The organism is Pseudomonadota bacterium, assembly GCA_039028935.1.
Classification (GTDB): Bacteria; Pseudomonadota; Gammaproteobacteria; order Steroidobacterales; family SZUA-146; genus SZUA-146.
The window spans coordinates 43,780-64,761 of the sequence record JBCCHD010000018.1 but is presented as its reverse complement, the minus strand read 5'-3'; the positions used below and the strand labels follow the sequence as shown (position 1 = coordinate 64,761).

The window sequence follows — 20,982 nt, the reverse complement described above, 5'->3', positions numbered from 1 at the left end:
CGCGCGCAAAATGCACGCGCCGGCTGCTCCTCAGTTTGCCTAGCTAACGGCGTCCAGCGCCTGGTCGATATCGGCCAGGATGTCGTCGATGTGCTCGATGCCCACCGAGATACGCACAAGATCTTCACTCACACCGGATTGTTCAAGTTCTTCAGGACTGAGCTGGCGGTGTGTGGTCGACGCTGGGTGGCAGGCCAACGACTTTGCGTCGCCAATGTTGACTAGCCGTAAGATCATTTGAAGCGCGTCGATAAACTGCGCACCCGCCTCCGCGCCGCCTTTAATGCCGAAGCTCAAAATGCCGGACGCTTTGCCGCCGGTGATGCTAACGCAGGTTTCCCGGTAAGGGCTGTCCTTCAGACCCGCATAGTTGACCCAGGTGACTTTGTCATGTCGCGTTAGGTGCTCCGCCACTTTCTCCGCATTGCTGCAATGTCGCTCCATGCGCAGTGCGAGTGTTTCCAGACCCTGAAGGATTAAGAACGCGCTGTGTGGAGAGAGTGCCGAGCCGGTGTTACGTAGAGGCACGACTCGGCAGCGTCCGATGTACGCGGCTTCGCCCAGCGCCTCGGTGTAGACCACGCCGTGATAGGACGGATCAGGTTCATTGAGCATGGGGAAACGCGCTTTATTCGCCACCCAATCAAATTTGCCCGAGTCGATAATGATGCCGCCGATGGTCGTGCCATGACCGCCGATGTACTTGGTGAGTGAATGGATGATGATGTCAGCGCCCAACTCAAACGGTTTGCACAGCACAGGCGTTGCCACCGTGTTGTCAACAATCACGGGCACGCCATGCTTGTGCGCTATTTCGGCGATCGCCTTGATGTCGACAACATTGCCGGCCGGATTGCCGATGGATTCGAGAAATACGGCTTTGGTGTTGTCATCGATGGCGTTCTCCAGCGCATCGAAGTCGTCGGCTTTGAAAAAGCGGGTCTCCACGCCTTGTCGAGGCAGCGAATGAGCGAAGAAGTTGTAGGTGCCGCCGTACAGCTGTGAAGTGCTGATGATGTTGTCGCCGGTTCGCGTAATACACTCTATTGCGTAGGTGATCGCTGCCATGCCAGACGCCAGCGCCAACGCGCCGAGTCCACCCTCCATTTCCGTTAGGCGCTGTTCGAGAACAGCGGTCGTGGGGTTCATGATGCGCGTATAGATGTTGCCGGGCACAGCCAAATTAAACAGGTCGGCGCCATGCTGGGTGTCGTTGAACGTGTAAGACGTGGTTTGATAGATCGGTACGGCGGCGGCATTGGTGGTGGCCTCCGCTTCATAACCGCTATGCAATGCAATAGATTCGAGTTTCATAAGGTTCTCCGGAAAGACTCGGTTAGGTTAGCGAACACATCGCGTGGCGTTACCCACAGTCCGGTATCGACCCATGGGTTGCTCCGCGAACGGCCGTTGAGAATAACAAGAAACGAAGAATTGTTGCATCACAATATTCAGTTATTTTTGTAACGATCAGATCCGCGCAATTGGGCTTTCGCGTCGGTATCGCCACGCGCGAAACAACCACCTGTCTGGACAACCAGCACGGTTATTCGCGGTGAGCGCTAAGGTGAAGGTGGGCGGGGATTAGCGTCTAATCGTGTGCGGTGGCGAGGCTAGAGTCCCAGCGTTTCTTTGTAGTGATGACGGCACATGGAGACGTAGCGGTCGTTGCCACCGATCTCAACTTGTTGGCCTTCTCGCAATGGATCACCGTCTTCATTCATGCGGACGACCATCGTAGCCTTTTTGCCGCAATGACAGACGGTTTTGATCTCGTTGAGATTGTCGGCCCATGCCAACAGGTATTGACTGCCCTCAAACAGCTCGCCCTGAAAGTCGGTGCGCAGGCCATAAGCCAGTACCGGAATGTTCAGTCGATCGCACACTTCTCCCAGCTGGTAGACCTGGCTCTTGCTGAGAAACTGGGCTTCATCAACCAAAACGCAGTGAATGGGCTGGGAGAGCGTATGTTTGCGCACGATGAGCAGCACATCATCGTCCGGCGCAACGGAGATGGCGTCGGCTTCGAGGCCGATTCGGGATTTGATTACGCCCTCGCCGTCGCGATCGTCGATGAGTGGGGTGAGCACAAGGGTATTCATACCGCGTTCGCGATAGTTGTGACTCGATTGGAGCAACGCTGTAGACTTTCCGGCGTTCATCGACGAGTAGTAAAAGTACATTTTGGCCATACTATAAACGGCAGCTCGTTGAGTGGCTGTGGACAGGCACCAATCGGCAGGCCTGTGGCGCTGGAGTGTGCAGGCGCGCTGAGTGGGTGACGCGTGTGGCATCCCGGGATGCCCGACGCTTAGCCACTTGCGCTTTGCCGATGCCATGAAATGGTAGAGCGGAAAGTAGAGAATGTCATCCATCGATCAAAACCAGACGGACATGGCAATGCTGTTGAGCGCGGGCCAAGTGTTCGAACGGGTCGAAACCGCCGCCGCACGATTGGCCGGCGTGGCGCATCGCACGGCGGTGCTCACAAGCGCCACCCTCAATGCCCGGACAGATCGCCGACTGTGGCTAAAGTGTGAGGCGTTTCAACGCGTCGGAGCATTTAAGTTTCGAGGGGCGTACAACGCGTTGTCGGCGCTCAGTGACGAGGAGCGTCAACGCGGGGTGCTAACCTATTCGTCGGGCAATCACGCGCAGGCGATGGCACTGGCCGCTCGGCTTCTCAAGGTGCCGGTGACGGTGGTGATGCCCATCAATGCGCCGCCGGCCAAACTCGCGGCGACACGCGCGTACGGTGCCGATGTGGTCACCTTTGATCCGGTGGCGTCGACGCGCGAAGAGGTCGCCGCGTCACTACCCCAAGCGTCTGACGCGACGTTAATTCCGCCGTTTGATCATTATGATGTCATCGCCGGACAGGGTACGGCTGCGCTGGAGCTTCATGAGCAGGTCGCTGAGATGGAACAAGAGCCGCCTCCACTGGACCTTCTTTTAGTGCCCGTCGGGGGTGGCGGATTGCTGGCGGGCTCCGCGGTGGCCACCCACTTTGTGTCACCGCGCACGCACATCATCGGCGTCGAGCCCGAGAACGCGGATGACGCAGCGCAGTCATTTCGAGCGGGACGGATTATTCGGCGCGACTCAGTCGACACAATTGCGGACGGTACCCGCACGCCCGCGCTCGGACAGCGGAATTTTCCGCTCATTCAAGAGTTGGTCAGCGACATCGTCACGGTCAGTGAAGCGGCCATCGCGCAGGCCGTGCATTTTCTGTTCGAGCGCATGAACATCGTGATCGAGCCCTCCGGCGCGCTCGGCGTCGCGGCCGCGCTGTCCAACACACTGCCGTCCGGGCAGCGCGTTGGCGTGATGCTCAGCGGTGGCAACGTCGACACAGAACTGTTTGCTCGGATTATTCGCGGTCGTTTTCCCAAGACCTGATTGTGCGATCGCGCATCAAAGCTGCGCGGCCATAATCTGAATCGCCGATGTTTGCGCGGCCACGTACTGCTCGTCGGTTCCATCGCGCACAAAATTGACGAGGTCCGGCCAAAAATTGGGATCATCAATCAAGCGCACATTGAGGTGTTGGCTGACCAGGGGCGCAATGTCCATGAGTTGGCCGATGCTCGCGCGCCGAAAGTGTTCCGCCACGCGGGGTGAGAGGCCAAGCAGCAGTCGACCAAGATCGATGTTCTCCACCGCCAGTTGTTGGGAGTACAGTAGGGCGGCCAGCGTGAAGGTCGACGCGCTCGTTTCGGGCTGTGGAGATGGCGTTTGGTCAAACCACGCCTGCCATTGGACGGGTTGATCGAGCCGTAGATCGAACAGCCCATAGGGGCACGACGCCAGCCGGCGTCGGTCGGATTCGTCCAGCAGTCTCAGGCGTTCATGTAGGGGCGGGCTCAGTCCGAGCTGGTCAGGGGCTGGATCAAATTCGTTGAGCAACAAGATAAAGCGGTAGTTGAGACTGGCCAGCTCTCGCAGAAGGTGACGGGAAAGTTGATCGTGGTCGGATGAAGGCATGGTGTGCTCCTGTGCAAAGGGTCGACCAGATTGTGGCGAGTGCGGCGAAAACGGCAGCCCTAAAATCGGCGAATTTCGCGAAATTTGACGCCTTTGGGATCGACGACCAATTTTCTTTCTAAGTTGCCGAAATAGTGTGGTTTGGTCCATTTGGACCAAATATGCTACGTTATTCTTCAAGTTTGGTCCATTTGGACCAAAAACTGTGCCGAAAATATTGCGACGCATCATATTTGGAGCCAAAATGAGCACGACATCTACTCGCTATCTTCGGGAAAAAGGTCAAATCGAACTGGCCTTGCAAATGATCGCCTACGAAGCTCGCACCCACACCATTCGCGGGTGCACCGGATTATCCGACGACCGAATTCGGCGTCTGTACAGCACTTATTTTAAAGACGCGCGTGGCAAGACCGTCCGGCGACAGCGCGGCAAATCGCCCAGTAAGATCACGATGTTCATGAAAAATCTCGAGACCCAGCGGCAAAGCGCGACATTGGCCAGTTTGTTTGTGCAATTTGGTTTGCTGCCGGAGCACTCGCACCGCGCGCCCCTCATGGCAACGCGAGGTATTGCCTACGGCACACGCTTTTGTCGCGCCTATGCGATGTATGTGGCCATATGCCAATCCCCGGCGTTTTGTTTCGAACGTGCCTGGGCCTTGTGTGACGCGCTACAGTCCGGTGACGAACTTGAGCTGCATTCGTGCCAGCGCTGCGGCGGTCTATTTGCACATGACAGGTTGTCGTTAACGCCGCGGGTGTGCCCGTGTTGCCGAATCAAACAGTCAGCGTATGGTCAGGCGGTGTAGGCGAAACCGTGAGCGGTCGAATTGAGATTAATCCGTCTTTGTTGCCCATCGGGTTCAGCGACTCGCCGGCACCTCAGACAAAATTAACCCCACGCGTCAAGTCGCCGAATCACGTCGTGTGAGGCGCATTCGCTACAACGCCAAAAACAGCAATTTCTAAGTATCGCAATCACTTAGCCAAATGATGTTGTGTGTGGGTGCTGTTTGGCTGAGGGTTTTGAGCTAACCTACTTGCTCTCGCGCGCCGCAGGTGCGCGGCCACTGCCGAGGTACGCTTGCCACCATTACCTGATCCGCACGCCATCTTTGCGATGGTGCTGACGCTGGTTGCGCTGTTGCTTTTTTCACGCGACCGCATTCCGCTGGAAACGTCGTGCCTGATTATTTTGGCGGCACTCGTTATCGTCTTTTTTGTGGTGCCTTACGAAAACGAGAATGGCGCGTACATCGACGTCAGCGACTTTTTCCAATTTTTTGGCAACCAAGCGGTTATCGCGATTGCCGCACTCATGATCGTGGGTAAGTCGCTGGAGGAAACCGGCGCCTTGCGCTCCATCGTGTTGCTCATGTCATCCGGTTGGAAACGCCGACCCAAAACCACCATGTTGCTCACACTGGTGATTTCCGCGTTTGCCAGTGCGTTTCTCAATAACACGCCGATCGTAGTGATGTTGCTGCCGGTATTGGTGGCCGCTGCGCTGCGCACCCATCAATCGCCGACCGGTATGCTCATGCCAATGGGCCTGGCCACCATTATTGGCGGCATGGCGACCACTATCGGTACCTCAACCAACCTCATGGCCGTCGATATTGCGGCGGATTTGGGCCTTACCATCAATGGGCTGTTTCACTTTACCGTGCCGGTGATGATCGCCGGCGTGGTGGGTATCTTGTTCTTGTGGCTTGTTGCGCCCAAGCTATTGCCCGAGCGCACGCCGCCCATGAACGACACGTCTCCGCGAGTATTCAACGCGACTTTCCGCGTCACCGAGGGCAGTTTCCTGGTGGGCAAAACGCTGTCCGAGGTGCTCGCTAAAACCGGCAACCGGATGCAGGTGACCCGTATTCAACGGGGTAAGGGTCTGTTTGGCGAGGGGCTCTTTATTACCAAGCTGCCGTCGGTCAATGTTCAGGTAGGTGACTTGCTGTATGTGAAAGATCGTCCGGAGCAGTTAAAAGAGTTTGAGGAAGCGCTTGGCCTCACGCTTTATACCGACAGCGGCAGCGACGAGGAATTTCCGGTGGATGAGGCCCATCCGCTGACGGCCGAAGGCCAGGCGCTCGCGGAAGTGGTGGTCACTCGTGGCTCATTACTCCATCACCGCACGCTGAACTCGGTCAAATTTGTGCAGCGCTATAACCTTGTTCCTCTTGCGATTCATCGCGCGAAGTCCGATGAGGTTGATTCGGATGGTGATATCGGCGATGTGCGTCTGCGCTCTGGCGACGTGATTCTCGTGCAGGGAACCGAAGACAGTATTCGCGATCTACGTCAGGGTGGGGCGATGTTGGTGTTGTCGGGCAAAGTGAGTCTTCCCGATTCGAAAATGGCCAAACGTGCCCTGTTCATTTCGGCCTTTGTAATCGGCACCGCGGCGTTTGGTTTGCTACCGATTGTGGTCAGTGCTCTGGTGGGTGTGTCGCTCTTGGTCGTAACTCGTACGATGAACTGGAACAGCTTACTCTCGTCACTGAGTGCGCCGGTAATTATGATTATCGTTACTAGTCTTGCGCTGTCACTGGCGCTGCTTCGCACGGGCGGGGCCGAGTATATTGCCCAGGTATTCGTGGCGTCGACACAGGGGATGCCCACACCAGTAATCATGAGCGGGTTGATGCTGGTGATGGCCATATTGACGAATATGGTGTCCAACGCCGCCGCCGCGGGTATTGGCACGCCCATTGCCCTGAGCGTCGCGCAGCAACTGGGCGCGCCGGCCGAGCCGTTTTTTCTCGCCGTGCTGTTTGGTGCCAACATGAGTTTTGCAACCCCGATGGGCTATCAGACGAATCTGCTGGTTATGAGTGCGGGTGGTTATAAGTTTAGTGATTTTTTGCGGGTGGGTATCCCATTGACCTTGGTCATGTGGGCCGCGTTTTCCATTTTGCTGCCGTTGATGTACGGCGTGTCGTAAGGTCGGTTTGCGCCAAGCGAATCGAAAGGAGTCAGACGTGAAGAAGTTTCTGGGACTGATGGTATTGGCGGGTCTGTTGGTCGGCTGCTCAAGTGCGCCGGCCGAGTCCGAGCCGGTGATGGAAACCAAAGAGGCGGTGCAAACCGAAAGTGAGCGCGCGAACGCCTTTTTCGAGCGAATCTTTAACGAAGCGGTCATGCGTAGCCCGACCTATCAGAGCTATCTAGGTATCAAGAAAGACCAAGACAAGTGGAATGATAACTCCGACGAGAACGCCCAGAAGGAATTAGCGATAACCAAAGCGGCGCTTAAGGAGCTGCGAGAGACCATCGATTACGACGCGCTCGATGAGCAGGCCAAAGTCAGCTATCGGCTGTTCGAAGAACAGTCAGAACGTCAAATTCGCCGCTTTAAATATCGCTTTCATTCCTATCCGGTGAATCAGATGTTCGGTGCCCAGTCGGGTATTCCCTCGTTCTTGATCAACATTCATCGCGTGAGTGAGGTGGCTGACGCGGAAGCGTATATTTCGCGCCTGCACGGTGTGGAGGGCAATGTGGCCCAAGTAATCGAGAGCCTTCAGATTCGAGAGAAAAAGGGCATCATGGCGCCCAAGTTTGTGTATCCCTACACCATCAATGACATCGACAATGTACTGTCTGGGCAACCCTTTGAGGCCGACGCATCCGAAGACAGCGCGCTGTACACCGACTTTAAAGGCAAGGTGAATGGGCTCGACATTGAACAGCCGCAAAAAGACGCGCTCATCGCCCAAGCGCACTCAGCGCTGTTGACCAGCTTCAAGCCCGCGTTTCTTAAGCTTCGGGCGCAACTTGTGGATATGGAAACCCGCGCGACCACGGACGACGGCGCTTGGAAATTGCCCGAGGGCGATGCGTTTTACGCTATGGCGTTACGCGACACGACGACGACCGATATGAGTGCCGAAGACATTCATGATCTGGGATTGGCGGAAGTCGCCCGTATCCATGATGAGATGCGCGCCATCATGCGCAAAGTCGGCTTCGACGGCACATTGCAAGACTTCTTCGAATTCACTCGTACTGATTCGCGGTTTTATTACGATGAAACCGCTGATGGAAAGCAGCGCTATCTCGATGAGGCGACGGCCATGATCGATACGATGAAAGGGGAACTGGATTCGATCTTTATTACCAAGCCCAAAGCGGATCTGGTGGTCAAAGCGGTGGAAGCGTTCCGTGAAAAATCGGCCGGCAAGGCGTTCTATCAGCAGCCGGCGCCCGATGGCTCCCGACCCGGCACCTATTATGCCAACTTGTACAAGATGTCGAGTATGCCCGTTTATCAAATGGAGGCGCTTGCTTACCATGAAGGTATACCCGGTCATCACATGCAGATCGCGATCGCGCAAGAGCTCGAGGGTGTGCCCAAGTTTCGCAAGTACGGTCGCTACACGGCCTACACCGAGGGCTGGGGACTCTATTCAGAGTACATTCCCAAAGAAATGGGTTTTTACCAGGATCCGTATTCCGACTTTGGCCGGCTTGCGATGGAGTTATGGCGCGCCTGCCGCCTGGTGGTGGACACCGGCATTCATGACAAAAAGTGGACACGCGAGGAGGCGATTGAGTACCTGAGCACCAATACGCCAAATCCCACCGAAGACGTGGTGAAGGCCATTGAGCGCTATATCGTTATGCCGTCTCAGGCCACCGCGTACAAAGTGGGCATGATCCGCATTCTCGAATTACGGGCCGATGCGAAAGAGCGGCTGGGTGATCGCTTCGATATCCGGGAGTTTCACGACGTGGTGCTGCGCCAAGGTCCATTGCCGCTGTCGGTGCTCGAGGAGTTTGTTGACGATTATGTCGAACGCAATCTTTAGTCGTCGCCGACACGTCGCGGTTATGTTGGCTTGACGCTTTGCGGTAAATGACGTAAAACAAAGTCATCATGAGAACGACCAATTCAACCCTTCGCAACACAACCTGGTGGTGGAAACCGCTTGCGGGCGCGTTGTAACACGCTGAATTGTAGACAACGTCAAACCCGCCCTTTTTTTCGAGAAGGGCGGGTTTTTTTATGGCAGGCCGAACGGGTGACTTCCCGCTCGAACGCTGAATAAGGGCAAAAACGAGACCACATGCATCCACTTTTCGATATTCCTGCCGATCTCGATACACCGGTTTCGGCGTTTTTGAAACTGGCGGCGTTTCGCCCGCGTTTCTTGCTCGAGAGTGTCGAACACGGCACGGTGCTCGGGCGCTACTCGTTCATTGGTTTCGGCGACGGTTTGGAGGCCAGGCTAACCGCTGACGGGCTGGTGGTGAACGGTACGCGCAAGGATCGTCCCGCGACACGCGATGCCCTACTTGATGAACTTCGCGCGCTTCTAACGCTCTCGCCCAAGCTCGAGCCGGAACTCGATGAGTTGCCTTTTTGCGGCGGTTTGGTCGGCGTGCTGGGCTACGACATTGTGCGCTACTTCGAGCGCCTGCCCGATCAGACGCGCGGTGACACCGATTTGCCTGAAGCCGCCTTTGTCGCGCCCGCCTCTTTATTGGTGTTTGACCATCTTTCTCGACGGGCGGCGCTGCTGCATGCCGGTAGTGACGCAACACGGCAGGCGCTACGCAATAACGTGATTGCGGCGCTACGTGGGCCGGCGGTGCCCAGTCAACCGGCAGACGCTGATTTTTCGGCACCCGAAGCGAGCATGTCGCAGGCGGAATTTGAATCCAAGGTGCGCTGGGCTCAGGAACAGATCGCGGCGGGCGAAGTGTTTCAGTTGGTGCTATCCGTGTGTTTTTCGGGGGCGACGAGCATTGATCCCTTTACCGCCTATCGCGCGCTGCGCCTGCTCAATCCGTCTCCCTATATGTATTTCGTCGATTTGGGCGATGCACAGGTCGTGGGCTCTTCTCCCGAGGCGCTGGTGCGATTGCAGCACGGCACCGCATCACTGCGACCCATCGCCGGAACACGACCGCGCGACGACGATCCGGAGAATGACAAAGCGCTGGAACAGTCGCTTCTCAACGACCCGAAAGAAAATGCCGAACATGTCATGCTGGTAGATCTGGCGCGTAATGACCTAGGGCGCGTGGCGATCCCTGGCAGTATCAAAGTCGAGCCGTATCGGTCAATTGAGCGATACAGCCACGTGATGCACCTTGTGAGCGGTGTGCAGGGTGAGGTGGAAGATGGGCACGATGCGTTTGACTTGTTTGCGGCGGCGTTTCCCGCCGGTACCTTGGTCGGCGCACCCAAAGTGCGAGCCATGGAGCTCATCGAGGAGGCCGAGCCGGTGCGACGCGACTTCTACGCCGGCACCGTGGGGTACTTCGATCACGATGGCAATCTTGATCAGGCCATCGCGATTCGCACTATGGTGTTTCACAATGGTCGCTATCGATTTCAAGCCGGCGCTGGCATTGTGGCCGATAGTGTCCCGCGGCTCGAATACGAAGAGGTGCTCCACAAGTCCAACATTTTGAGGCAAGCGCTTGCCATGGCTCGGGACGGATTATGAGCGCGCATATCCTCATGATCGATAACTATGATTCGTTCACGTTCAATCTCGTGCAGGGCTTTCGAAGTCTCGGCGCCACGGTGGACGTGCATCGCAACGATCAGCTCTCCCTCGACGAGGCGATTACAAAAGACAAAACGCATTTGGTGATTTCACCTGGTCCCGGCAACCCCGACACCGCGGGCATGTCGGTCGACTTGATTAAAGCGCTGGCCGGATCCGTTCCCATTCTCGGCGTCTGCTTAGGACATCAGTCTATTGTGGCGGCGTTTGGTGGTGCGATCGAACGAGCGCCGCGACAAATGCACGGCAAAACTTCGCTCATCCACCACGATCGTCAAGGCGTCTATGCACAACTTCATTCGCCGCTTGAGGTAGGGCGTTATCATTCGCTCACCGCCACTCACGCGTCGATGCCCAGCAGCTTGATCGTCACCGCTCACACCGATCAGGATGAGATTATGGGGGTGAGGCATACAACGCATCCAATCGAAGGCGTACAGTTTCACCCCGAAAGCGTGCTCACTCCGGAGGGCATGACACTTATGAACAACTTTATTCAGCAGGAGCCTCGATGAGCGAAGCCAATCATGTGCTCAAAGCCGCACTCGACAAAGTGTTGGACGCGGTCCATCTCGACGAGTCAGAAGCCGGCGACGTGATGCGCGCCCTGACTGACGATGTGCAGCCTGCCCTTGCCGCCGCGTTTTTGACGGCACTGCGTTGCAAAGGAGAACAACCGCAGGAGATTCGCGGGTTTGCCAATGCGATGCGGGCGCTGGCCATCCGTGCGCCGCTCCCGGCCAATTTGCCGGCGGTCGACATCGTCGGCACCGGTGGAGACGGCTCGGGAAGCGTCAACATTTCCACTGGCAGCGCGTTGCTGGCAGCCGCTAGCGGTCTCACGGTGGTGAAGCACGGTAACCGCTCCGTGTCGAGTAAGAGCGGGAGTGCCGATGTGCTGGAGACGCTTGGCGTCACGCTGCCTGGCACCGCTGACGACGCCGTATCGACGCTCGCCACTTATGGCTTTACCTTTTTGTTTGCGCCGTATTTTCATCCCGCGATGAAGACCGTTGCGCCCATTCGTCAGGCCATGCGCATACGAACGGTATTCAACATTCTCGGACCGCTTACCAACCCCATGCGACCGCCGTTCGGGGTGATCGGGGCGTACAGCAAGCCTATGGCGCATCTTATGGCGCATGCGTTGTCGGGTATGGATATTGAGCGGGTGTTTGTGGTGCATGGCGAACCGGGTTGGGACGAAGCCACTCCGGTAGGCCCCTTTGTGCTGTATGACGTTCGACCAGGCTCGGTGACAGAGGAAATTCGCGATCCACTCGATTACCGCATTACACGCTGCACCGCCGATGACCTTGCCGGTGGCGATGCCCAGTTCAACGCCGAGGCCTTATCCAAAGTGCTTCGTGGTCAGGACGGTGGGCCGCACCTTGATGCATTGGTTCTCGGGGCGGCATTGGCACTGGAGGTGACCGGTACCACGCAATCGTTTAGAGCCTCGATGTCGCATGCACGAGAGGCGATCAACGCCGGTCGGGGCGCCGATTTGCTGGATCGCCTTCTCGCCAGTGGCACCACCGATGTTGGAGCGGACGCCGAATGAACGACTTTCTGGCCGACATGGCGCGCGGTTCTCGCGCCCGTAGCCAAGCGGCGCAGTCGCAATGTTCGCTTGAAGACATGCGAGTGCGTTGTCAGAACTTGCCGCCGCCCACGCCACTGACGTTGGCCCAACGGGGCATGAGCGTGATCGCGGAAATTAAAGTCCGCTCTCCGGCCGAGGGTCAACTCGAAGCTGGTGCGACCATCGACTCAGTGGTGGCGCGCGCGGCGGACTATGTTATGGGTGGCGCACAGGTGCTGTCGGTGCTTACTGAGCCCGACAAGTTTGACGGCCACCTCGATTACCTGGCGGCGGTAAAGGCGCATGTCGGTCGTCAAGCCGCTGTGATGCGTAAAGATTTCTTGGTTGATGAGTACCAGCTGTATGAAGCCCGGGTTCATGGTGCGGATGGTGTCTTGCTCATCGCGCGCATACTGTCCGATGAACGACTCGAGTCCATGCTCGCGACGGCGCGCGCGCTTGGCCTGTTCGTGCTGCTCGAAGGCTTCGATGAGTCCGATTTGGTGCGAATGTCACCCTATGCCAGCGAACACGTATTGCTTGGCGTGAATTGTCGGGATCTGACCACACTGAACATCGATCCGGTCCGCTTCGAACGCTTCATCGGTCATTTTCCGCGCGGTGCGATCACGGTGGCGGAAAGCGGTATTCATTCGGTGGAGCAGGCGGTCGCGCTGCATGCGCTGGGCTACGATGCCGCCCTGATCGGCACGATGCTGATGAAGGCGGATCACGCGGGCGCGGTTATACACGCACTCGGCGAACGCACGCGAGCGGATGTCCATGAGGCAGCGAGACCGACCAAACCATGAGCGCCGATCATGTGGATTAAATTGTGCGGCCTCACAACACACGACGACGTGGCGGTTGCGGTGGCGTGTGGAGTCAGTGCGATCGGATTTGTCTTTGCGGAGTCGCCGCGCGCGGTCTTGCCACAGCGGGCGGCGGAATTGGCCGCCGTTGTGCCGGACAATATTGCGACGGTGGCAGTGATGCTGCGGCCGGGGCAAGCCGAGCTTGGCACGGTGCTCAGGGCGTTTTCACCCGACTATGTGCAGGCTGATTGGCAAGCGCTTCGTACACTCACGCTGCCCAACGGGATCGAGGCGATGCCCGTTCATCGTGAGCGAGATGGCGCGCCGCTGCCGGATGCGCCGCATCCATTTGTTTATGAGGGCATTGGCAGCGGTCAAGGCAAGGCCGTGGACTGGCCGATTGCCGCCGCCTGTGCGAACGGTCGTCACCTTATTTTGGCGGGGGGGCTTGATCCTGACAATGTGGGTGAGGCGGTGCGCGCCGTGGCGCCGTTTGGCGTCGACGTGAGCAGTGGCATTGAGCGTGAGCGCGGGGTAAAGGATCCGGCGCGAATGCGCGCGTTTGTGACGAATGTTAGACGGGCCATGCACACTCCACCATGAGCATGGCCGATAGGCAGTGACTACTTATTAATTAGCACGGTAAGACAAGTAAGGAAGAGTTAACGACTATGAGTGCTCCACAAGATATCGACACATTGAAACAGCGGATGCTGGATAACGAATTTCCCGACGCCCGTGGGCGTTACGGTCCGTTTGGCGGACGATTCGTACCCGAAACCTTGGTGCCACCGCTGGATCGCATCACCGAAGGGATGCGTGATGTGCTGCACCAGGCGGATTTCCAACACGAGTTGGACGAGCAGCTGCGTCATTGGGTAGGGCGACCAACGCCGCTGTCGTATGCCGCGCGCCTGAGTGAGTCTTGGGGCTGCGATGTGTGGTTGAAACGCGAGGACCTGGCGCACACCGGCGCGCATAAGATCAACAACGCCATGGGGCAGGCGTTGCTGGCCAAACGTCTCGGCGTGAAGCGCATTATCGCCGAAACCGGTGCTGGACAGCATGGCGTGGCCAGTGCCGCCGCCTGCGCCCGATTGGGTTTGCCGTGTCGCGTTTACATGGGTCAGGTGGATGTCGAGCGCCAGGCACCTAACGTGGACCGCATGCAGCGGCTGGGTGCGGAAGTGGTGCCCGTGACTACGGGCGACCGCACGTTACGCGCGGCGATCGACGAAGCGCTGCGTGATTGGGTATCTGCACCGCTTGAAACCTACTACCTGCTTGGCTCTGCGGTTGGCCCGCATCCATATCCGGAGCTCGTGTGTCATTTTCAATCGGTAATCGGACGTGAAGCGAAAGAGCAAATGTTACGGCAGGCTGGAAAATTACCGGATGTGGCGGTGGCCTGTGTGGGCGGTGGATCGAACGCGATTGGCTTGTTTCATCCGCTGATTCAGGATGAGAGTATTCACCTGCTGGGTGTCGAAGCGGGTGGTCGTGGTGTTGGCCTGGGTGATAATGCGGCGAGTCTGGTGTCGGGCACGCCCGGTGTGTTGCACGGTTGCTTTTCGATGCTGTTACACGACGAACATGGGCAGGTGTACGAAACGCATTCTGTGTCCGCCGGACTCGATTATCCGGCCGTAGGTCCCGAACACGCGCTATTGCAGCTCACTAAACGCGCCGAATATGTAGCAGTGGATGACGACAAAGCGCTGGAGGCGCTCAACGAGTGTTGCGCGATGGAAGGGATCTTGCCTGCGATCGAAACGGCGCATGCGTTTTATGGAGCGCGTCGTTATGCACAAGACCATCCGGGTAGCACCATTCTCATTGGTGTATCCGGGCGCGGCGACAAAGATCTACCGACGCTTCAACAAGTGAATAAGGTGAGCAACCCATGAACGGTATCGAACGCATTGCGCAGGCGATCGACGCGGCGCGTCAAGATCAGCGGCCGGCGCTGGTTGCCTTTATGACAGGTGGCTTTCCAACGCGTGAGTCGTTTCAAGATCATCTTGAAAGCCTCACGACCCATGCCGACTTGGTTGAAATTGGCGTGCCGTTTACAGACCCCATGGCGGATGGCGTGACGATTCAAAACAGCAGCAAGGTAGCGCTCGAACAAGGCGTTACGCTGGGTTGGATACTCGACGAAATCGGGCAACGCGAATGGCCCGCGCCGATCTTGCTCATGAGCTATCTCAATCCGTTGATCGCGATGGGTGATCAGCTTGCACCGCGCTGCAAGGCGGCAGGTGTTGCGGGCATTATCTGTCCCGATTTGCCGCTCGATGAGAACGATTTGCTTAAGCCTGATCTTGAGGCGAACGCGCTGGCACTCGTTAATCTTGTCACGCCGGTTACAACGCCTGAGCGACTCAAGCAGCTGTGCGACACGGCCACAGGCTTTGTCTATGCCGTGACTGTGACCGGTACGACAGGTGGGGCGAAGTCGGGCGGTCCTGGCAACGCGGCACCGGTAACGGAAACGGTGGTCGACTATCTTAAGACGATTAAACAGGTGTCGAATGTGCCGGTCTGTGCCGGCTTTGGAATACGGACCCCGGAACAGGTAACCGCACTCGGCGCGCATGCCGATGGTGTGATCGTTGGATCGGCGCTCGTTGAACAATTGGCGGAGGGCAACGACCCGGGCGTGTTTCTGCAGTATTTGAAGGGGCAGTGATGGCGGCGCTGTATCGCAATCGAAATCTCTGGATTTTGTTTCTAGGGTCGTTGATTGCGGTAAGCGGATCCTCCCAGGTTGTCACGTTAGGTGGAATCATTGGCGAGCGCTTTGCCGAGAACAAAGCGCTCGCCACCTTGCCCCTCACTGCTCACATTATTGGCATTGCTCTGTTTTCCGTGCCGTCGGCTATGGTCATGCGTCGCTTTGGACGAGCACGTGGTCTGGCGGCATCGGCACTAGTCGGCGCGTCGAGCCAGCTGCTTTTAATCTACGCCATTTTTCTCGAGCACTTTTGGTGGCTGGTGGCTGCCACCACTCTGCTTGGACTCAGCACCGCATTCGCTCGTCAGCTTCGTTTTGCCGCAGCGGAAGCGGTGACACCCGACTACGCCGGACGCGCCATCAGTTTTGTGTTGTCAGGTTCGATCGGTGGCGCGCTGCTCGGGCCGACATTAGCAAGCGGTGGCGTACGTTGGTTTGATGGCGTCGCGCATGCGGGTGGTCTTGCGACACAGGCATTGTTATTTGTGCTGTTGGCGTTTATCTATCTTTTTCTCCGTCCAACACAAACGGTCGAGACGGCGACTAGGTCTGCACCCGCTCGCTCGTTGCGTGCGTTGCTTGCACAGCCCGTTTTCGCGGTTGCCGTCATGTGCGGTGTCGTCAGCTACCTGGTAATGAGCCTGATCATGACCGCGACACCATTGAGTATGCACGTGATCGATGGTTTCACGCTTGAACAAACGGCGGGTGTTGTGCGAACTCACGTGCTGGGAATGTATGTGCCGGCACTCGTAGCGGGTTGGCTTATCGATCGCATGGGCGCAGGAAAGATCGCCTTTGTCGGCGTCTGGATTCTTGGGCTGTGCATCGTCATTGGCATGGCCGGCCATGCCTATCTGCATTATTGGTGGTCAATGTTGTTGCTCGGCGTGGGCTGGAATTTTCTTTACACCAGCGGCACAACGATGCTCACGCGCTGCTATGCGTCTTCCGAGCGTTACTCTGCACAGGCGTTCAATGAGTTCACGATTTTCAGCTTTTCGGCGTTGGCGTCGCTAATGGCCGGCGTGCTGATTAATTTTTTTGGCTGGACAGCGACGGTGGGATCAACGTTACCTGCCGTGCTGTTGGTGCTCGTCGCGCTGATGAGTGTACGCCGTCGTCAAGAACTGCAGGCATTGTCTACCGCGCCCACGTAGCGTCTATTGAAGCGCCAGAGTGTGATAAAAAAACGCCCCGATAAACGGGGCGTTTTTGGTCTTGCTCTGCGCTATTTAGCGCCGATTCGTCACCGCAATCAAGGTGCGAGTGCGCTTGGGCCAGGAGGCTGGTTGAAGAACTGCGTGATGACCGCAAAGTCACCGAAGTTGCAGCCGCCGTCACCATTGATGTCCTGATCAACATCACCGCAGGCGGTGTTAAAGAACGGCACCCAGCCACTGATATCCAAGAAATTGACAACGCCGTTGTTGTCGAAGTCTGGGTCACAGATGTTGCCGTAGCCATCACCGTTGGAGTCGCGCTGGTCAGGGTTGGCCACGAGTGTGCAGTTGTCGAGACTGTCGTCGACGCCGTCGCCATCGGTATCTACCGCCACCATGCCATTATTGAACGTGATGTTGTCGTAGAAGTTGCCTGATCCTTCGAAGTTGGTTGCCGTAGTGGCAAAGCCGATCTGGATGAGCTGACCCAGCAAGCCTGCATCGATCGTGATCTCAAGCGTGAAGGTGTTCCACGTTGGGTCGAGGCTGGTGGTGTCCAACGTAATGTTGTTGGTCAGCGCGAATCCGGCGCCTGGATCAAGTGTCTTGATGAACGCCTGAGCCGTGGAGCCGCCCGTGATGTTGCCGGCCTTCGCGTCGAACTGGAACGTGTAGGTTTCGCCGATACTGTCACCGCCGATCACAAACTCCTGGAAGACATTCGATTCAACCAGGTTGCCGGCGGTGTGCGCGCCGTTGTTGTTGTAATCATTGAAGATGGACAGCTGGTTCATCCCTTGATCGGGACCGCCCTGGTTGAAGTCAACCGCAGAAAAGCCGCCAGCGTTGTTCGGCGCGACGAACGGGCCATAACCAAACAGGAAGCCGCCCATGGGGTCGAATACGTTACCGAACACCAGCCAACCATCGTCCGACAGAGCCGCTGGGTCGGCCGGATCCATGCCTTCGAAATTCTGCGCATAGCTTGTTAGCGTGTTGTCTGCTGTGATGGAGAAAACGAGGTTGTCGTAGAAGTTACCTGAGCCAATGAAGTCGGTCGTGGTGGTGGAGAAACCGAATTGAAGCAGCTGGCCCACTAAGCTGCCGTCGATGGTCAGTTCAACTGAGTAGGTGCCCCATGTCGCGGGTAACGCGGACGTGTCGACAGCAACGAGATTGGTTTGGGCGAAACCCGCACCCGGATCGAGTGTTTTAATGAACCCGATAGCCGCAGTCGGGGCCATGATGTTGCCTTGCTTGCCGTCAAACTGGAACGTAAAGGTCTTGCCCACATCCGCGGCAGAAATGGTTTGTTCTTGAAACACGTTCGCTTCAACAAACTGACTGGCGCCATGCGCCGCATTGGCGTAGTCGTTGTAGATGGTCAGTTGGTTGACGCCCTGTTCGGGGCCGCCCTCGCCGGTCGTAATACCGGAGAAGCCGTCGCCACCATTCGGTGCACCAAACGGGCCGTAACCGAATAGGTAGGTCGTACCGTCTGTGTCAAACACGTTACCAAAGACAAGCCAGTTGTCATCGGTTAGTGCAGAGCCACTGGTTTGATCGAGTGATTCGAAATTCTGAGAATACTCAGAGAGCTGTGCGTTGGCGTTGAGCATAAACATCGCGCAACCGGTCGTGATTACGGATGCGAACAAGCGCATCGCACTCTTGTGGTCAGTAAACATCTCTTTCCCTCTATTTTGTTTTGGCAGCGTAACTGCTCGGTTTGTCGTACCTGTGTTATTGGAGCTTTTTTTGCGTGCAGCGCTGCGGCTTGAAGCCGTTTATGGTTTCTGTTTTGACAGTCGTCTGCGCGTTTAGTCTACAGACAGTACCGTTTCTGGATTTTTCAGTAAATAGAATTAAGTAAAAATCGCGTTAAACACTGCTATTTACTGTGTAAGTTGATTTCAACTAAAACTGTCGTCAAGAAGGCAGAGCAGGTCTATCTGTCATTTATATCTTACACTTCACTCTGTGAACCCGTTGTGAATCGATCAGAGCGATTTGACGTTTGAGCGCGTGGCAATGGGATTCTGAACACCGCTAAGGTCGCGCACAAAAGAAATGGGCCGGCTTAAAGCGGCGCGAAAACCTGCGCGCCGCGGGGCGCGCCGGTCATGCGGTGAGTGGTACTGCGTCGAGGCGAAGGCACAGGCTGTAACGTGCGCCAAGCGCCTACTGAACTTTCCCCTGATGATGGGAGCAGCGTGTGCTGACCGATCAGCGGTTGCCCGTGCGCATATGATCGATGCTATAGCGTCCGGGCCCAACAATGAAAACGAGAATGAGTCCGCCGATCATCGAAATCTCTTTGAAGAACACCGTGTCCGGCAAAGGATGGAAGACAAAGGCGGTCAGCAGCGTAAACACGATCAGTCCAAGGGCACCGAGCCGAGTCATAAAACCCAGCAGCACGGCAAATCCGCCCGCTACCTTCACGATATAGCCGGCCCAAGTTAGCCACGCCGGAAAGCCCTTGCTGGCCGCATAGTCGACCGGCACCGAGCCTTTTATTAATGCTATGGCACCAAGGACGTAGATGAAAACGAGTAACACGCGACCAACAAGCAGCCCGGCATCACGCATGGGTTCACTAATCGTCATAGTTAATCTCCAGATTGATGGTGAGGCGCCCGAGCCCGTCAATGGAGAACAAGTATGTCAGCGTTTCCGCTGAATAGCGACTTCAACGCCAATGGGCGTTGAGACTAGTACTCTCGAATACGTTTCTGCAGTCGTTCAATGAGATTTGCGGCGAGCTTGGGGTTGGCTTCGTTGGCGCGTTCGGCGATCAGCATGGCTTCGTGCAAATCGACATTGCGGACCGTGTACGACTTAAGCAGCATGGACTCGGCTACTTCAAGAAGGGCGAGCGTATGACCGTTATCGGCAGCCTGCTTGAGCCAGTATTGGGATTCCGCTTTCACCTTGGCATTGTATTCGGTCAGAGTCTGTCGCTCCGAAGCGTGCGCTCCCAACGCTTTTTGCCAGGCGTCGAGCGAAATCGTATGCACGGTAGCGTAGAGTTGGCTGTACATGTACTGTGCGTCTTTATCGTGCTGTTCCGCGAGCTGCTTGAGCAACACAAATGCGTCGCTGGGTCGCTCAATTGTGCCGAGATAGTGATCAAAATTTCCTGACATAAGCAGGCGCATTTTCTCCATGCGATTGCGATGCGGTAGGTCAAGGCATACCGTTGGCATGCGTTCAAAATGAGAGTCTCTCACGGCTTCTAAGCATTGGGCTTCGGTGGCGGACGCCGGATTGGTAAACGACAGAGCGAAAAGTGACAAAATCAGTAGTGAACGACTAACCATGCGATTCGATTCGATTGCGGTGATAGATCGCGGAGTATAGCGAAGCTTCCTATTCGGCGAATTGATCAATTCCACAGTTTCAACAATACAACGGATAATTCTGACATGGCGGACTTTACATTAATCATCGGTAACCGGAACTATTCCTCATGGTCACTGCGCGCCTGGCTGGTTGCGCGATTCAGTGGCTTGGCGTTTGACAGTCAACGTGTGTTGCTCGACACACCGCATTTCAAAGAAGAGATCAAGTCGCTGTCTCCCAACGGTATGGTCCCGGCGCTACGTAAGGGCGACTGGGTAATTAGCGACAGTTTAGCCATCGCCGAATATCTCAACGAGTGCGCGCCTGAAGCCAAGCTTTGGCCCGATGAACGGTCTGTGCGCGCACAGGCTCGATCGCTTAGTTGTGAGATGCATTCCGGCTTTGCGGATTTACGCAATGAAATGCCGATGAACATTCGTGCCACCGGACGCGTCGTTGAGCTTTCCGCCGGTGCGCAACGGGACGTGGAGCGGATGATCGCGGTTTGGGCTGCCTGCCTGGCTGACGATAGGACACAACGTGACGGCCCGTGGCTGTTCGGACGGTTTTCCATTTGTGATGCGATGTTTGTGCCCGTAGTGTTTCGGTTTCGCACCTACAGCGTGACACTGCCGTCCGCTTGCCAGGCGTATGCGGATCATTGCATCCAAGACCCGTTCATACGGGAGTGGATCGAGGCGGCGCTTGACGAGACAGAGATATTGGACACCGAAGAGGTCGGCGTCTAACCGATCGCGATGTGCCTGACGGCGACTTAACGTGAGGCCCGTCCGCTCGGGTGGTGGCCGGTCTTGGTAACGATCTGA

Annotated in this window: 19 protein-coding genes; 13 read left to right on the top strand and 6 right to left on the bottom strand. The window is 56.7% G+C overall.

Translation table 11 applies throughout. The features are described from left to right. Positions 1-39: 39 nt before the first annotated feature. Entirely contained in the window at positions 40-1,314 is a 1,275-nt protein-coding gene (locus AAF465_10305) for an aminotransferase class I/II-fold pyridoxal phosphate-dependent enzyme (GenBank protein ID MEM7083115.1), read from the bottom strand. A 299-nt stretch (positions 1,315-1,613) separates the two neighbouring features. Beyond that, positions 1,614-2,192, bottom strand: coding sequence for a thymidine kinase (locus tag AAF465_10300; protein ID MEM7083114.1), 579 nt, complete (start codon positions 2,190-2,192; stop codon positions 1,614-1,616). Positions 2,193-2,394: 202 nt separating this feature from the next. Between AAF465_10300 and AAF465_10295 the strand changes: the two genes are divergently transcribed. Continuing rightward, complete coding sequence (locus AAF465_10295) at positions 2,395-3,402, top strand: pyridoxal-phosphate dependent enzyme (GenBank protein MEM7083113.1); 1,008 nt, start codon at positions 2,395-2,397, stop codon at positions 3,400-3,402. A 15-nt stretch (positions 3,403-3,417) separates the two neighbouring features. On the opposite strand, the gene AAF465_10290 is transcribed toward AAF465_10295, so the two are convergent. Next, a complete protein-coding gene (locus tag AAF465_10290) occupies positions 3,418-3,987 on the bottom strand; it encodes a hypothetical protein (GenBank protein MEM7083112.1) in 570 nt (189 codons plus the stop codon). Positions 3,988-4,231: 244 nt separating this feature from the next. Between AAF465_10290 and AAF465_10285 the strand changes: the two genes are divergently transcribed. The 11 genes from AAF465_10285 to AAF465_10235 all read left to right on the top strand — a co-directional run bounded on the left by AAF465_10285 (position 4,232) and on the right by AAF465_10235 (position 16,807). Beyond that, positions 4,232-4,798, top strand: coding sequence for a FlhC family transcriptional regulator (locus AAF465_10285; protein MEM7083111.1), 567 nt, complete (start codon positions 4,232-4,234; stop codon positions 4,796-4,798). 275 nt (positions 4,799-5,073) lie between these two features. Then, a complete protein-coding gene (locus AAF465_10280; GenBank protein MEM7083110.1) occupies positions 5,074-6,933 on the top strand; it encodes an SLC13 family permease in 1,860 nt (619 codons plus the stop codon). A gap of 58 nt (positions 6,934-6,991) precedes the next feature. Then, the gene (locus AAF465_10275) at positions 6,992-8,800 is read left to right on the top strand and encodes a DUF885 domain-containing protein (GenBank protein MEM7083109.1); all 1,809 of its coding nucleotides are present in this window, start codon (positions 6,992-6,994) and stop codon (positions 8,798-8,800) included. A gap of 258 nt (positions 8,801-9,058) precedes the next feature. Next, entirely contained in the window at positions 9,059-10,447 is a 1,389-nt protein-coding gene (locus AAF465_10270; protein MEM7083108.1) for an anthranilate synthase component I family protein, read from the top strand. Beyond that, complete coding sequence (locus AAF465_10265; GenBank protein ID MEM7083107.1) at positions 10,444-11,025, top strand: aminodeoxychorismate/anthranilate synthase component II; 582 nt, start codon at positions 10,444-10,446, stop codon at positions 11,023-11,025. The genes AAF465_10270 and AAF465_10265 overlap by 4 nt, the downstream gene beginning before the upstream one ends. After that, complete coding sequence (gene trpD / locus AAF465_10260) at positions 11,022-12,074, top strand: anthranilate phosphoribosyltransferase (protein MEM7083106.1); 1,053 nt, start codon at positions 11,022-11,024, stop codon at positions 12,072-12,074. Before AAF465_10265 ends, trpD begins: the two co-directional genes overlap by 4 nt. Continuing rightward, positions 12,071-12,907 (top strand): indole-3-glycerol-phosphate synthase, encoded by an 837-nt coding sequence (locus AAF465_10255; GenBank protein MEM7083105.1) that lies wholly within the window; start codon positions 12,071-12,073, stop codon positions 12,905-12,907. Before trpD ends, AAF465_10255 begins: the two co-directional genes overlap by 4 nt. Before the next feature lie 9 nt (positions 12,908-12,916). Continuing rightward, positions 12,917-13,513 carry a phosphoribosylanthranilate isomerase gene (locus AAF465_10250; protein ID MEM7083104.1) on the top strand — a complete coding sequence of 199 codons (597 nt, stop codon included), beginning with the start codon at positions 12,917-12,919 and terminating at the stop codon, positions 13,511-13,513. A 68-nt stretch (positions 13,514-13,581) separates the two neighbouring features. Then, on the top strand, positions 13,582-14,817 hold the full coding sequence (trpB, locus tag AAF465_10245; GenBank protein ID MEM7083103.1) for a tryptophan synthase subunit beta: 1,236 nt from the start codon (positions 13,582-13,584) through the stop codon (positions 14,815-14,817). Beyond that, positions 14,814-15,602: a tryptophan synthase subunit alpha gene (gene trpA, locus AAF465_10240; GenBank protein ID MEM7083102.1), complete on the top strand. Its 789-nt coding sequence runs from the start codon at positions 14,814-14,816 to the stop codon at positions 15,600-15,602. Before trpB ends, trpA begins: the two co-directional genes overlap by 4 nt. Beyond that, positions 15,602-16,807, top strand: coding sequence for an MFS transporter (locus AAF465_10235; GenBank protein ID MEM7083101.1), 1,206 nt, complete (start codon positions 15,602-15,604; stop codon positions 16,805-16,807). The genes trpA and AAF465_10235 overlap by 1 nt, the downstream gene beginning before the upstream one ends. Positions 16,808-16,905: 98 nt before the next feature. Here the strand turns inward: AAF465_10235 and AAF465_10230 are convergent, their stop codons facing one another. The 3 genes from AAF465_10230 to AAF465_10220 all read right to left on the bottom strand — a co-directional run bounded on the left by AAF465_10230 (position 16,906) and on the right by AAF465_10220 (position 19,959). Then, positions 16,906-18,498, bottom strand: coding sequence for a thrombospondin type 3 repeat-containing protein (locus AAF465_10230; GenBank protein MEM7083100.1), 1,593 nt, complete (start codon positions 18,496-18,498; stop codon positions 16,906-16,908). A 538-nt stretch (positions 18,499-19,036) separates the two neighbouring features. Next, a complete protein-coding gene (locus AAF465_10225; protein ID MEM7083099.1) occupies positions 19,037-19,420 on the bottom strand; it encodes a DoxX family protein in 384 nt (127 codons plus the stop codon). Positions 19,421-19,524: 104 nt separating this feature from the next. After that, entirely contained in the window at positions 19,525-19,959 is a 435-nt protein-coding gene (locus AAF465_10220; protein ID MEM7083098.1) for a hypothetical protein, read from the bottom strand. A gap of 279 nt (positions 19,960-20,238) precedes the next feature. Here AAF465_10220 and AAF465_10215 point away from each other — a divergent pair, with 279 nt between their 5' ends. Further along, complete coding sequence (locus tag AAF465_10215) at positions 20,239-20,904, top strand: glutathione S-transferase family protein (protein ID MEM7083097.1); 666 nt, start codon at positions 20,239-20,241, stop codon at positions 20,902-20,904. Positions 20,905-20,982: the final 78 nt, after the last annotated feature.